Source organism: Paenibacillus glufosinatiresistens (assembly GCF_031470375.1).
Taxonomy (GTDB): domain Bacteria; phylum Bacillota; class Bacilli; order Paenibacillales; family Paenibacillaceae; genus Paenibacillus_AQ; species Paenibacillus_AQ glufosinatiresistens.
In genome coordinates this window covers 263,562-276,589 of record NZ_JAVFHT010000001.1, presented here as the reverse complement: position 1 = coordinate 276,589, position 13,028 = coordinate 263,562, and the positions used below count along the sequence as shown (strand labels likewise).

Below are 13,028 nucleotides of genomic sequence, written 5' to 3'. Positions count from 1 at the left end.
CTAACAAATACAAACTTCCAACACTCTACTCAAGGAGGCTTTTATGGACGCTACCGATTTAAGAATTCTCCAGTCGCTGATGAAGCAGGGCCGCATGACCTGGTCCGACCTTGCTGCCGGGTTGGGATTGTCTCCTCCCGCGGCGGCCGAGCGGGTCCGGCGTCTGGAGGAGCAGGGCGTGATCCGGGGCTACTGCGCCCAAATCGACCCTGATCGCGCAGGCTGCCCGCTGGCGGCGCTGATCGCCGTGTCCCTGGAGCGGCCCGAACACCGGCAGAGTTTCCTGGACTATGTCCGGGAAACGGCCGAAATTCAGGAGTGCCATCATACCGCAGGCGACGACGATTACCTGCTTAAAGTCCGCTGCCGGGACACCCGCGATCTGGAACGGATCATCAGCGAAGAAATCAAGAGCCTGCCGGGAATTATCCGAACCCGGACAACCATCATTCTGGGAACCGTCAAAGAGACCCCCAATATTCCGCTTCCAGCGGCCGGAACTTCCGCATCATGATCGGAGTTCTATCCGGAATCGGGGTTCTATCCGGCAGCCTGATCTTCGGTCTGCTGGTTGCCGCTCCGGTGGGACCGGTCTCGCTGCTGGTGATGAACCGCACGCTTACCCGCGGCCTGCCAGTCGGACTGGCCACGGGCTGCGGCATTGCCGCAGCCGACGGACTCTACGCGCTGGCTGCGGCAGCCGGCATCCGCATCTTGGCGGAGGCGGCGGCCGGTCCGGCCGCCGCCATGCTGCGCGCAGCCGGAGCCGCGGCTGTGGCCGCGCTTGCCTGGAGAAGCCTCCAGGCGAGTCGAAGAGCCGGGCAATCCGCGCCCGGCCGGATGCCGCAGCGCGGGATAAGCCCCGCCGCGGCGCTGTTCAGCGCTTTTGCCTTAACCTTGTCCAATCCGCAGACTCTGATCGCCTTCCTGTCCCTGTCCGCGGCTCTCGGCTCCGAAGCAAGCTCTCCGCTGCTGCCCGCCGCCGGTGTCTTCGCCGGTTCGCTACTGTGGTGGAGCTTCCTCTGTCTGCTGCTGCATCAGGTCCGGCGGCGGCTCACCGGCTCGGTTCTCCGGCGTCTGAGCGCCGTCTCCTCCCTATTGCTCCTGCTGCTCGCCGCCTGGACCCTCTTGGCTTCGCTGAACCGTCTCTAGATCTTGAACTTCTCCACCAGCTCTTCCAGTTCTCTCGCGCTCCGCATATTCTGATCGGCCATGTCCGCTTCCTGGAGGGTCTTCTCGACGATATCCGACGTCTTCTCCGCGATATCCTGCACGCCCGCCGCGCTCTCGCCTACCGTTGCCGCCACTTCGCTGACAGCGATTGTAATCGCCGAGACCGTGTCGTTCAAATGATCGGCTTCGGTCTCGAAGCGTTCCATCAGCCGGCTGATGGTGGCCGCATCCTCGCTGTAGCGCTCCCCGACTCCGACCAGCCGCTGATAATCCGGCAGCACCTGGGCGTCCATAAATCCGAGCAGATTCTCGGAGCCGCCCTTCATCTGTTCGACCGACGAATAGACATTGTGGACGACTTCCTGGATGCCCGCCGCCGTCGCCGAGGACCGGTCGGCCAGCTTGCGGATCTCGCCTGCAACGACCGCAAAGCCTTTGCCGGCATCCCCGGCCCGCGCGGCCTCGATCGCCGCGTTCAGCGACAGCAGATTCGTCTGGGCTGTAATGGCCAGAATCGTGTCCGCCAGCGTATGAATCTCGCGGATCGCCTCCGATTCGGCGATGGCATGCTCCAGATTGCTGCGGACGGAATCGTACAGGGCGGATGCGTTGTCCGCCGATGCCTGCGCTTCCAGGCGAAGATGCTCGGCGCGGTCCCGGATATCCGCCGACAGGGCGGCTCCTTCTCTCGCCTGGCCGGAAATCTGCTGCACATTGCCGCCGATCTCGTGGATCGCGGCCGTCATTTCCTCTGCCGATGCCGCTGTCTCTTCCATGCCGGCCGACAGCTGCTGCGTCGTCGCTCCGTTGTCATGGGAGTCTTCCCGGATCTCCAGCGCCACTTGCTCCAGCTTGCCCGCATTGTCCAGCACGCTGCCCGAGATATCGGCAAGCCGGCTTACCGTAGTCCGAAGAACCTCGCGCGTCTCGAAGATGGACCGGGCGATGGCTCCTGTCTCGTCCTTAAGTCCTCGCATGGATTCATAAGCAGGCTCGTCCCGCAGATCCAGCTCGGCCGTCTTGTTCATGAGCCGGGTCAGCTTCTGAATCGGAGCGGCGATCCGGTTCGCCGAGAAGAGTCCGGCCAGCAGCGACAGAACCAGGCAGCCTGCCCCCAAGAGAGCGAGGAAACGGGTCATCTCGCTGACCGGCTGTACGATCTCGCCCACATCCGCAGAGAGCACCAGCGTCCAGTGCGTCTCGGGCAGAACGGTATAGGCCGCCTTCTTCAAATCGCCTTCGAACGAATATTGAACCACGGCGTTCTTCGGCATTTCACCCTTCATGACCCGGTCGACAACGGCTTTGATACGGCTGTTCTCTACCGGCTGTCCGATCTTCTCCGCAACCGGGTGGTAGAGCATGACGCCCTTCTCGTCCACCAGATACGCATAGCTGGAATCCGCGCCCGCTATTCCGGTATCCTTCAAATAAGTAATCAGGCTGTTGGCGTAGACGGCCGAGACGACCAGGCCGATGGTCTTCCCGTCCGCCTGGACCGGCTGCGCGAATACAACGATATAAGCGCCGGTCGCCTTGGATTTCAGCGTCTCGCTGACCACGGGGGCGCCGGTGGACATGGCGGTCTTGAAATAGGCCCGGTCGCTGAAGTCCTTGCCGACGGTCTTGATATCGCTGTCGGCAATCGCCTGGCCGTCCATCCCCATGACCACGGCATGTTCCCAGTTCCCCGCCTGCTTCGTGAAGGTCGTCAGCTTGGCATTCACCCGGTTCTGGAGATCTTTGGAGCTCTCAAGCCGGCCTTTCCCGTCTTCGGCCAGCAAATCGCGAATCTCCTGCTGCTCGGCAAGCATCTCAACGCTGCGCTGCTCCTTGTCAATCATAGCGGCAATCGTCTCCGATTTGCTGGATGCGAGGCTCAACATGGCTTCCTCCGACATACCGGTCAGCACATCCGAGGATTTGAAATAGGTAAATCCCCCCATAACGGCGATACATAGTGTAGTTAAGGCGATCATAATCATTGAAATTTTCAGGCGAATTGACATTGGCTTCGCACCTTCTTCCGATAAATTTGGCTCATGCCTCTTTATCGGAGATTAATTGTACACAAGTTACATATTTCGACACTCTTTCTCTGCTTTCTTCTCCCCGTTCGCCCGGCGAAAAAAGCCCGAACATCAAAAAAAAACCCTTGGCAGCTGCCAAAGGGGTTCTAACGTCCCGGGTTTCAGTGGACGTGTATTGCGCAAATGCGCTTTATTGTTCGGAGTAGGTGATTGTGAATTCGTTATAGCCCTTCTTCTCGGCAGAGGGTGCCCCTGTAACGGACAGCGGACTGCTGCCGCCGAGACGGCCTTTGACGATTACCTTGCTTGAGGTCACCATCTGGGTAGCGTTGCCCAACCCCTTGATCCGGCCATACTCCGAGTAGACCATTCCCATTGTGGCCAGACTCTCCTGCGTCAGATAGACCAGCTTCGATTGAAGCACTCCGCCGACGTCCGTATCGCTGGAGACAGTGATCTCGGCATCCTGCGGAATCGGGAAGTCCGACGGCATATTCTGCGGCCGCTGCTTGGGCTGCCCTGCCCCTTCGCCGATCTCGATCTTCTTGGCCGCCGGATCATAGGCGATCGGAACATCCAGGGCGCGCGCCAGCGCCTGGGTCGGCAGGTAGGTCAGGCCCTCATACGTTATCGGGGCCAACGTTTTGCCGTTGCCGTCCTTCAGCGTGTAAGGAGCGCCGTCCACCTCAAGGCGGAGGCCGTTGTTCAGATAGGCCTTGATCTGCTGCAGATTGGCGCCGGCCACCACGCCTGCCGAACCGGTTGCCAGCAGAGCGGCGGCTGCGCTTGCGATGAACCATTTTTTCTTCAACATGATCCTCTCCTTCCTCAATTATTCATTAACACCGGGAGGAGGAAGTTAAGCGCCTTCCTGCTTACTTCACATCCGCCGGGAACAGCGCATCCAGCGCCGGGCAGGGCTGCCGTTCCAGAAAATCCGCCAATGCTTCGGGCATCGGCTGATAAATATCCTTCAGGGAAGTGCCGCTGTAAATGTTCCCGATAATTACGGGATGGCACAGCTCGGAGATCAGAATATCGCCGTTGCCGTGCAGATGCAGCTGCTTCTTGCCCTCGATGCAATGCGGGAAATAGACGCCGGGCTGTTCAGTGAAACCGAGCGCATCCATGAACCGGTCCATGCAGGTAAAATAGAGCGTCATATCCTCCTTGCGGCGGGCAATCAGATCTTCCACCGCCGCCTTCAGCGCCTCGCGGGCCGCGATCGCTCTCCAGCCGCTGTGATCCATCACAATGCTGTTCTGGATTTCGTGGGTGCGCACGCCCAGATCGTAGACATGGTCGCTGATCTCGCGCATATGATGCTCGGTCTCGCTGAAGAGCAGCGTCTCAAGCACCGTATCGACGGAAGTCTTCGCGAACAGCGCGATATTTTCCCGGATTTTGCGGTAGACGGAAGGATGAATGCCATAGTAGTCCGAGAATTTCTCCGCTGTCGTGAAATTAAATGAAATGTGAATGGTCGTCAGACCGGCCTGCGCCAGCTGTTCGATCCGTTCGCCGTTCAGCAGACTGCCGTTGGAATTAAGCTGGGTCTGAATGCCCCGGGATGCGCAGTAAGCGACAATCTCGAGACAGTCCTGATATCGGAGCGTAACCTCGCCTCCCGACAGACGGACGCGCTTCAGATGAGGCAGCTCTTCCAGGATGCGGATGACTTCGCTCCCGGCCAATCCTTGGCCGTCATTGCGGTTGTACGCGCAGCAGTAGTCGCAGCGGAAGTTGCAGTTGGAAGTCACGCCTACTTCCAGGCCCTCCAGCTCCCAGGTCAGCGGCTTGTTCAGTTCCAGCGATTTATACGTCATTTCGGTCGAATCCCCCTGATTGCAAAAAATAGGCAACCGTGCCGGGTTGCCACAGACTACTGATTATATCGCTTCCCGGCGGGAGAACCTATGATATTTGTGGGTAGACCGCATTCAGCTTGAGCGACCCGTCGATCCCCTGCCAGTCGCTGCCGATCAGACCGAGCCGCCAGAAAGCAACGCCCTTCAGGCCATAGCGCTTGGCAAGGCCGATCTTCGTGCCGATGGATGCCGCGTTCTCGCTGGCCGTCGATATGCCGAGCACCAGCTTGTCCTTCGGGGTCTGCCCCAGCGCCAATCGAATCGCTTCATCGACCTTGGCGGCAGGCTCGGGCGATTTCTCGTCTCCGTAGCCGTACGCCATAATGACAAGCTCATCGGCCAGTCCGCCAAGCGTCTTGTAGTCGTAACCGGTATAAGAGCTGTTGATCGGGTGCAAGGCCACGCCAAGCTTGAGGCCCTGGGCCTTGGTCTTCACCGACAGATTGCGCACAAACGCGTTGAAATCGGCCCGCGCCCGGGCTTTGTCTCCGGTCATGCCGATCCCTTCCAGATCCAGCATCACCCCCTCGAAGCCTTTGCCGACCGCGGTCTCCATGATGCCTTCGATCGTCTCGGCCTGCAGCGCCGGGTCCTCCAAATTCTTCGTGACCTGAAGCTTCTTGTCGCCGGAGCCGACCATCAGATAGGAGGTTCCGGAAGCCGAAGCCTGTCCGACCAGGGATTCCGGTGTAACGTCGCCGCTTGCCTTCGGCCAATAGAAGCTGTCTCCGCCCGAGCCGGATGTCGTGTAGTGTCCGTTGTCATCCAGACGCGCCCAGCCAAAAGCGATGTCGTCGAACGCCGGCATAAGCGAAGCTTCGTCATAAGAGGATATGGCGTAGAATCCGAGTGTGTAAAGATCGGATTTCGGCGATAGGATGCTTACTGTCTTGGATGTCTGATTCCAGGAGACGTTCGCCCCGAACTGCTCGCTGAAGAAGCTCAGCGGGATCAGTGTCGTTCCCTTGGTCATCCGGGGCGCTTCCCGCAGTTGGACCGGATTTCCGTTGACCCTGGCTGTCTTGCTGCCGACGGCAAGCACGACCTCCAGCTTGTCTTCCCCTGCACCGCTCACTGCGGTAATCGTCTTCTTGGACTGGTTCCATACGACGCCGATACCCAGCGCCTCGGAAATGGCGCGGAACGGGACCATCGTAGTTCCGTTCACGACCGCCGGCGGCTGCGGGAACGGCAGTGGATAGCCATCCAAAATAATGGTGACATCTCCCGCAGCCTGAACGGCGGACGCACCGCCGAGCTGGGCTCCTCCCAGCAGGAGGGAGACGGCAAGCGCCGCCTGGGTCCATTTCTTCATCGTTGTCTCCCCTTCTTTCCTCATCCTTCCAACTTCTTAAACGCCGGAAAGAACCCGGAAGTTGCGTAAAGAAGCGAAATCGGAAGCGTACGCATGTTCCAACTCCAAGGCGCGGCTGCATCAAAAAAAGGTTTCCGCAAGCCCTGTGGCCTGCGGAAACCCTGATTGTCCCCGTTCTTCTTGCTCTCCCGGCTAGATCCGCACGGGGCGGCTGCCGATCATGCCGCCCACGCGCGTCAGAATGTCCGCCATGGAGCGCTCATCGTTCACGTCATAATCGTCAATGTTCAGGCGCAGAACCGGACAGGCGGTGAATTCGCCGATCCATCGGGAATAGCGGCCGTACATCGTCTCCCAGTAGCCGGTGTCGGTCTGAAGCTCCATCTCACGGCCCCGTTCTTGAATCCGTCTTAGAATCGACGGCAGGCTGCCCTCCAGATAGATCAGCACATCGGGATGCGGGAAGTAAGGCGTCATCACCATCGCTTCATAGAGACTGGTATACGTCTCGTAATCGACCGCGCTCATCGTTCCCTGGTCGGCATGCATTTTGGCAAAAATCCCGGTATCCTCGTAGATGGACCGGTCCTGCACGAAGCCTCCGCCGAGCTCGAACATCTTCTTCTGTTCCTTGAAGCGCTCCGCCAGGAAATAGATCTGCAGGTGAAAGCTCCAGCGCTCGAAATCGTCGTAGAATTTCTCCAGATACGGATTGTGATCGACCGATTCCAGCGAAGTCCGGAAGCCGAGCTGCCGCGCCAGAGCGGCGGTAAGCGTCGACTTGCCGACACCGACGGTACCGGCTACCGTAATCACGGCCTGCTTGGGGATGTCGTACGTATTCATTGCATATGCTCCTTTACCTGCGATAGAATCTCCCGGAACTGGGCCGGGTTCTCGACAAAATCAATTTCTCCTCCGTCCACGGTCACAAACGCCGTGCCCGGTTCTCTCCGGGCCAGCGCCGGCATGGCCTCCTCGTAATCCTCGATCAGCCGGCTTAAGTAGCCCGGATCCATCGCCTGCTCGATCTCCCGTCCCCGCATGCCGATCCGGCGGAGAAGAGTGGGCAGGTCAGCCTTGATGTAGATCACAATATCCGGGCGGGGCTGATCGTCCATCAGAAGGTGGTAGATCTGACGGTATTTCTCCCGCTTCGATCCGTTCAGCGTGCGCTCCCCGAAGATCAGGTTCTTGTACATATGGTAGTCCGCCACAACCGTTCGGCCGCTCTCCAGAAGAGGGCGCGCCTCATCCTCAAGCTGCTTGAACCGGTTGCAGAGGAAGAACATCTCCAGTTGAAAACTCCAATCCTCCATGTTCTGGTAGAACTTGCCGAGATACGGGTTCTCCTCGACGATCTCATTGACGACAGGAGCTCCCAGCTCCCGGGCCAGCATGGCGGCCAGCGTCGTTTTGCCGGCTCCGATTGGCCCCTCTACTGCAATAAAATGACCAGGTCTCATAAATTTAGCGACAATCCTTTCTTCTAGACGACACAAAAGCAGAACCAGCCTATTGTATCACAGCCCCGCCTTTCTTCCTACGCCTAAATGCAGGCGGAACCGGCACACCCAAGACTCCGTCTGAAGTGGAAACTTTTAGCACCCTTTCAGCGTCTAATGCTGTAGCGCGGCTCTCAGTCCGCTATGAATCCGCTACTCTAACAGAAGAAACGAGGGAAATCATGATGAAATGGAAGAATCGTATCCTGCCGTTCGGCCTTGCCATCCTGCTGCTCGGGGGCACCGGCCCGCTGACGCAGGGAGCCTCCGCTGCGGGTGAGACGGAGAAGACGCCGGTCGTCAAGGAGTTCGGCCCCGGTGCGCTGATTAAATCAGACGGAACTCTCTGGACCTGGGGAGGCAGCCAGCCTGTGCCTACGCAGGTCAGCGATTATCCGGCTCCGGCGGGACTGCTGGGCGAAGGCTACGTCCGGGGAGCGGACGGATCGCTGGGAGTTATTACCCGGACCGGATATCCGTCAGCCGTGAGCGTCCGGACGGCAAGCGGCGTCTCCGACGTTCAGCAGGTCATCTATTACGGCCCCACCCTGGCGAGGGACGGAAGCGGTCGGGTCTATATGAATGAAAGAACCGATCAGGGCTGGGACGACACCAGCTTCAACAAGATCGAAGGATTGTCGGATGTCACCGATATGGCCGCGTACAAAGTTTACACGAGCGAGTACGGGTATGAGGTCGAATTCATGTTCTTGAAGAAGGACGGCACGGTCTGGAAAGATACCGACAGCCGGAATGACTCCGTCTCCTCCCTAGTCCAGGTTCCCGGACTGCAGGATGTGGTCGAGCTGGACAATGATGTCGCGCTTCGGAAAGACGGCACGGTCTGGTCGATGACGGAGCACCGGGCCTTATCGGACGCCCCTCAAGCCCCGGGTCAGGTTCCCGGGCTGTCCAATATCGCCGTCGTCAAGCAGGACGGCTACCAATCTTTCGTTGCGGTGGACAGACAGGGCCGGCTCTGGTTCTGGGGCGGCACCATAACCGGCTGGTCGGACGGAACCCAGTATCATGACCAGAAGCCGATCCGGCTTACCGGCGTCTCCCAAGTGGCCGATGCTTTTGTGATCGAGCGCTCGTTGCTGGCGCTGACCCGGGACGGCAAGCTCTACGAGACTTCCATCGAGACGGAGACCCTCTCTCCTTCGGCTCCTTTTGGCCTGATCGCCTCGGACATTGCAACCGCCCGGGCAAGCTATCGTGACCTGTTGTTCCAGAAGAACGACGGTTCCCTCTGGGGCTGGGGCGTAGGCAAGGATTATGCGCTGGGCAACGCTTCGGACGAGTTCTGGAACTTCAAGCCGGTTCCGGTCCAATCGCCGATCAGCGTTACGCTCAACGGCGAGAACGTGGCCTTCACCTCCGGCGTTGTCACCAAAGACGGCCAGAACTTCGTGCCGATGCGCGCCCTGTTCGGCCGGATGGGCGCCTCGATCGGTTACGACAATACAACGAAGACAGCCACGGTCACCCGCCCGTCGGCAGACGGACGCCCCGCGCTGACCATCGCAGCCAGCGGCAAGACAGGCAAAATTACTCTCAACGGAAAGGAAGCCAAAGTACTGAACGAGCCGTTTATCGTCAGCGGCACCCTGTACCTGCCGATCCGGTTCATCAGCGAGCAACTCGGCGCCACGGTCGCCTGGAGTCCCGGCACCCAGCAGATTGATATCGTTTTAAATTAGGTCTAAAGGTTTGCAATAAAAAGAAAACAAGGGAACAAAGTTGTGAAATTTACTTTGTTCCCTTGTTTTTTATGTCGAAAATGCACATTTACGCTAACAACATGCGTCTGTTATACCGAAATAGATAAAGAAGACGATTACCTAATTACTGCCGGAATAGAGGTCAACGATGAAAGCTGCTCAATCCCGATTCGCCAACCCGCTGCTCGGCTTGGTTCTATTGTTTCTGGCGCTGCTCTCGGGAAGGTATTCCGTCCCCATGCTGGCCAGCCTTCAATTCTCATTCCAGAGTCTGTTCCCCATTCTGGCCATCCGGCTGCTGGGCCGCCGGCACGGTATCCTGATCTCGCTGACGGTTCTGACTGTTCAGTGGCTTTTTTGGGATGGTACCGCTTTTCATACGCTGTATTTCCTGGAAATCCTCTTCCTCGCCCTGCATAGAGGAAGGATGCGGGACCGGATGCTGCTGCGCGATCTGATCTTCTGGATTCTGATCGGCGCGCCGCTCCTTTATGTGATGGCTTATGCGGAAGGTCAGGTCTCTCTGACCGACATGGTGCTGCTCACTACGCTTCCGGTTCTGAACGGAATGGCCAACACCCTGCTGTCTGAACTGGCGACGACTTATCTGCTGCCCGACTTTGTGCCGCAGAAGGCCGAACCTCGCCGCGGGGATATTCCGTTTCAATCCCTGCTCTTCCATTTGTCGGCCACCGGCATGCTCGGAGCCTTTATCCTGATTCTGGTCATTACCGGCCAATATCTCGACCGGACGATGCATCAGCGGGCCTATCAGTTCTCGCATTCCCTTAGCAGCGGCATCCGGGACGATCTGAATGAATGGACGCTGGAGGATGACCGGATGCTCCGTCTTCATGCCGACCTCCAAGCCGGAAGACTGGAGCAGCTTGTGCTGGCCAAGCAATCCGGCAGCGCGCGGATTCTGATTCTGGATGAGACGGGGTATATTTATGCAGACACCCGGCAGGCATCCGCCGAAGAACGATGGGAATGGCCGGACGGACAATACTACCGGTATAACGACAAGCTATGGCTTGCCTTATCGCCGGACAACAGTCTGTATGAATTGTCCCGCTGGAATAAAGCGCTTTATTACCTGGATGATCCGGTGGAAATCCGCAGCTCCCTGCATATTCTCGTCATTGTGCCGGCCCATGAGTATTTATCCGACGTCAAGTCGATCTACTCCCTCATTCTGGGCTTCTCGCTGCTCTTCATTCTGCTCGTCTTGATGGGAAATCTGTTCCTCGGCCGAATGATTCAGCGCGTCATGAACGGGCTCGTCGAAGCCACCAGCGGCCTTCCCGCCAGATTGTCGCAGGGGGGCGACACCCATGTCATTTCCAAGGGACGAATTGTTGAATTCAACCGGCTGACGGATAATTTTAATGAAATGTCGGTTGAACTGGGCGACATGCTGAGGGAAAGGGAGCATATGAACAAGCTTCTGCAAGAACAGACTGCCAAGCTGCAGCAGTCGGAAGGCCAATTCCGGCAGATGGCGTTCTCCGACCCGCTTACGGGTCTGCCGAACCGCCTCTATTTCACCCAGTATCTCAACAGTCTCCGGGATCTGCCTGCGCAGTCGGTTCCCGAACTGACGCTGCTGTTCCTGGATCTCGACCGCTTCAAGCACATCAATGACACGTATGGCCACGATGCGGGCGACGCCGTCTTGATCCATGCCGCCCGTGTGCTGCGCGAAGCCTGCCGGACAGGCTTTGTCTGCCGGATCGCCGGCGATGAATTCGTCGCGGTTCTGGAGAATGCCCCGCTGCTCCAGACCGAAGCGGCCGCCCAGGCGATCCTGGACGGGTTCCGGGCACCGGTCCGCTTCAAGGATGCGGATCTGCCGCTTGGAACCAGCATCGGCATCGCGGTCAGTCCGGCCGATACCGGAGACCCCGGACGGTTGGTTCAGCTGGCGGATCAGGCGATGTACCGGGCCAAACAGCTGGGCGGCAGCCGTTTTGTATGGTACGCCAAGATCCGCGAGAAGGAGGAGAGTGAATGACAACCCCGCGCGGTATGCACCGCTTCATCCGGCGTCTCCTGGGCGCTCTTTTGGTTGCAGCCCTCCTGCTGCTGACGGCCTGTTCCGGGCGTTATCCGGGACTTAACGAGTATCCGGCGGAGAAGCTTCCGGTCAGTGCCCGGGCGTCGGATTCCGCCGGGGACGCCTCACGCTCGCAGAAGCTGGTCGTCTGGTCCTACTACGATATGAGCGGCTCCAACAGTCTGTTCCAATCCCGGTATCCCGATGTCCGGCTGGAGACCCGGGTCATTGATTATAACAACGTCTCTTCCGCTTATATGGCTGCTTTGTCCTCGGACAGCGTCCCCGACATTATGATTCTGGACAGCGGGATTCTGGGCGAGTTCAACGGACTGGACGTCTTCGTGGATCTGAACGATCCGGCGCTTGGCCTGGCTTCGGTAATCACAGGCATTCCCGATAACCTGCTCCCGATGCTGACCAGCTTCGACCGCCGCCGGTTAATCGCTGTTCCGGCCAGCTATGGCGAAGCCTTGACCTTCTACCGCGAAGACCTGCTTCGCAGCAGCGGGCTGCCGTCGGAACCCGGCCAGGTCGCCGCCCTTCTCCGCACTCCCGAAGGATGGCTAAGCATGGCAAGAACCTTGAAGCGGCAGGGTATCTATATCTTTCAGAAGAATAGCGATCCGCTGGATATCGCCGCCGCTTCCGCGAGTATGTTCAGTGAGAACCTGGAATTCAACCGCGATGGCGCCGGCTTCATCGACGCTCTGAATACGGCCCGTTCCGTCAAGCAGGAGGAACTCGCCCTCGGAGCCACCGTCTGGGACCAATGGGGCCAGGAAGCGCTGCGGAGCGGCAAGCTCGCGATGTATGTTACCGGCCAATGGGGAAGCAATGACTTGAAGAGCTGGGTCCCGGAGCAGAGCGGCAAATGGCGGGCAACCCGCCTTCCTCTGGGGCTCTACGGGACGAGCGGCGGAGCAGTGGCGGCCATCACCAAGCAGAGCGCCCATAAAGACCTGGCCGCCCAGTATCTCAAACGAATTGTCAATCTGGGGGACAAGGGCCAAGCCGATCCTTATCTCGGCGGACAGAATACGCTGTCGATGATTCTGGCCGATCTTCCGCATCTGACTCATCTGACTCCGACACCACTGGACCGCAACGTGAATGCTCTGTGGGAAGACTCGGTCCGGGAGGCCGTCGAATCGGATCTTCCCGCCAAGCAGCAGTGGCAGGATATCGGAGAGCGCTTCGAGACGCAGACCGAGCAGGACCGCACCAGCCTGCTGATGCGCCTGGATGCCGCCTCCCGGCAGAGCGCGGCGGCCGAATCCCCGGCAGAACGCAAAGAAGCAGTCAGCCAAGAATGACTCTTGGCTGGCTGCTTCTTTAACATATACAGATCACGGAC

11 protein-coding genes are annotated in these 13,028 nt (G+C 58.8%); 5 read left to right on the top strand and 6 right to left on the bottom strand.

Annotation, left to right across the window (positions count from 1 at the left end; all coding sequences use genetic code 11):
* Positions 1-43: 43 nt before the first annotated feature.
* Both RBI05_RS01150 and RBI05_RS01145 read left to right on the top strand, forming a co-directional pair.
* Positions 44-514: an Lrp/AsnC family transcriptional regulator gene (locus tag RBI05_RS01150; RefSeq protein WP_310549829.1), complete on the top strand. Its 471-nt coding sequence runs from the start codon at positions 44-46 to the stop codon at positions 512-514.
* On the top strand, positions 511-1,152 hold the full coding sequence (locus tag RBI05_RS01145) for a LysE family transporter (protein ID WP_310549828.1): 642 nt from the start codon (positions 511-513) through the stop codon (positions 1,150-1,152). Before RBI05_RS01150 ends, RBI05_RS01145 begins: the two co-directional genes overlap by 4 nt.
* Here the strand turns inward: RBI05_RS01145 and RBI05_RS01140 are convergent.
* The 6 genes from RBI05_RS01140 to RBI05_RS01115 all read right to left on the bottom strand — a co-directional run bounded on the left by RBI05_RS01140 (position 1,149) and on the right by RBI05_RS01115 (position 7,852).
* Entirely contained in the window at positions 1,149-3,182 is a 2,034-nt protein-coding gene (locus tag RBI05_RS01140) for a methyl-accepting chemotaxis protein (protein WP_310549827.1), read from the bottom strand. The two genes, RBI05_RS01145 and RBI05_RS01140, sit on opposite strands and share 4 nt — an antisense overlap.
* Positions 3,183-3,393: 211 nt before the next feature.
* The gene (locus RBI05_RS01135) at positions 3,394-4,017 is read right to left on the bottom strand and encodes a hypothetical protein (RefSeq protein WP_150459212.1); all 624 of its coding nucleotides are present in this window, start codon (positions 4,015-4,017) and stop codon (positions 3,394-3,396) included.
* Positions 4,018-4,078: 61 nt separating this feature from the next.
* Positions 4,079-5,029 (bottom strand): radical SAM protein, encoded by a 951-nt coding sequence (locus RBI05_RS01130; RefSeq protein WP_310549826.1) that lies wholly within the window; start codon positions 5,027-5,029, stop codon positions 4,079-4,081.
* An 88-nt stretch (positions 5,030-5,117) separates the two neighbouring features.
* Positions 5,118-6,386 (bottom strand): stalk domain-containing protein, encoded by a 1,269-nt coding sequence (locus tag RBI05_RS01125; protein ID WP_310549825.1) that lies wholly within the window; start codon positions 6,384-6,386, stop codon positions 5,118-5,120.
* 192 nt (positions 6,387-6,578) lie between these two features.
* Positions 6,579-7,232 carry a deoxynucleoside kinase gene (locus tag RBI05_RS01120; RefSeq protein WP_310549824.1) on the bottom strand — a complete coding sequence of 218 codons (654 nt, stop codon included), beginning with the start codon at positions 7,230-7,232 and terminating at the stop codon, positions 6,579-6,581.
* Positions 7,229-7,852, bottom strand: coding sequence for a deoxynucleoside kinase (locus tag RBI05_RS01115; protein ID WP_150459208.1), 624 nt, complete (start codon positions 7,850-7,852; stop codon positions 7,229-7,231). Before RBI05_RS01115 ends, RBI05_RS01120 begins: the two co-directional genes overlap by 4 nt.
* A gap of 221 nt (positions 7,853-8,073) precedes the next feature.
* Here RBI05_RS01115 and RBI05_RS01110 point away from each other — a divergent pair, with 221 nt between their 5' ends.
* The 3 genes from RBI05_RS01110 (at position 8,074) to RBI05_RS01100 (ending at position 12,987) form a co-directional block, all read left to right on the top strand.
* Entirely contained in the window at positions 8,074-9,594 is a 1,521-nt protein-coding gene (locus tag RBI05_RS01110) for a stalk domain-containing protein (protein ID WP_310549823.1), read from the top strand.
* A 169-nt stretch (positions 9,595-9,763) separates the two neighbouring features.
* The gene (locus tag RBI05_RS01105) at positions 9,764-11,629 is read left to right on the top strand and encodes a GGDEF domain-containing protein (RefSeq protein WP_150459206.1); all 1,866 of its coding nucleotides are present in this window, start codon (positions 9,764-9,766) and stop codon (positions 11,627-11,629) included.
* Positions 11,626-12,987, top strand: coding sequence for an ABC transporter substrate-binding protein (locus RBI05_RS01100; RefSeq protein ID WP_150459205.1), 1,362 nt, complete (start codon positions 11,626-11,628; stop codon positions 12,985-12,987). The genes RBI05_RS01105 and RBI05_RS01100 overlap by 4 nt, the downstream gene beginning before the upstream one ends.
* The last annotated feature ends 41 nt before the right edge of the window (positions 12,988-13,028 follow it).

Coding starts and splice junctions, on each gene's coding strand:
- RBI05_RS01150 (WP_310549829.1), top strand. CDS start 44: ATGGACGCTACCGATTTAAGAATTCTCCAGTCGCTGATGAAGCAGGGC.
- RBI05_RS01125 (WP_310549825.1), bottom strand. CDS start 6,386: ATGAAGAAATGGACCCAGGCGGCGCTTGCCGTCTCCCTCCTGCTGGGA.
- RBI05_RS01145 (WP_310549828.1), top strand. CDS start 511: ATGATCGGAGTTCTATCCGGAATCGGGGTTCTATCCGGCAGCCTGATC.
- RBI05_RS01105 (WP_150459206.1), top strand. CDS start 9,764: ATGAAAGCTGCTCAATCCCGATTCGCCAACCCGCTGCTCGGCTTGGTT.
- RBI05_RS01130 (WP_310549826.1), bottom strand. CDS start 5,029: ATGACGTATAAATCGCTGGAACTGAACAAGCCGCTGACCTGGGAGCTG.
- RBI05_RS01110 (WP_310549823.1), top strand. CDS start 8,074: ATGATGAAATGGAAGAATCGTATCCTGCCGTTCGGCCTTGCCATCCTG.
- RBI05_RS01100 (WP_150459205.1), top strand. CDS start 11,626: ATGACAACCCCGCGCGGTATGCACCGCTTCATCCGGCGTCTCCTGGGC.
- RBI05_RS01135 (WP_150459212.1), bottom strand. CDS start 4,017: ATGTTGAAGAAAAAATGGTTCATCGCAAGCGCAGCCGCCGCTCTGCTG.
- RBI05_RS01115 (WP_150459208.1), bottom strand. CDS start 7,852: ATGAGACCTGGTCATTTTATTGCAGTAGAGGGGCCAATCGGAGCCGGC.
- RBI05_RS01120 (WP_310549824.1), bottom strand. CDS start 7,232: ATGAATACGTACGACATCCCCAAGCAGGCCGTGATTACGGTAGCCGGT.
- RBI05_RS01140 (WP_310549827.1), bottom strand. CDS start 3,182: ATGTCAATTCGCCTGAAAATTTCAATGATTATGATCGCCTTAACTACA.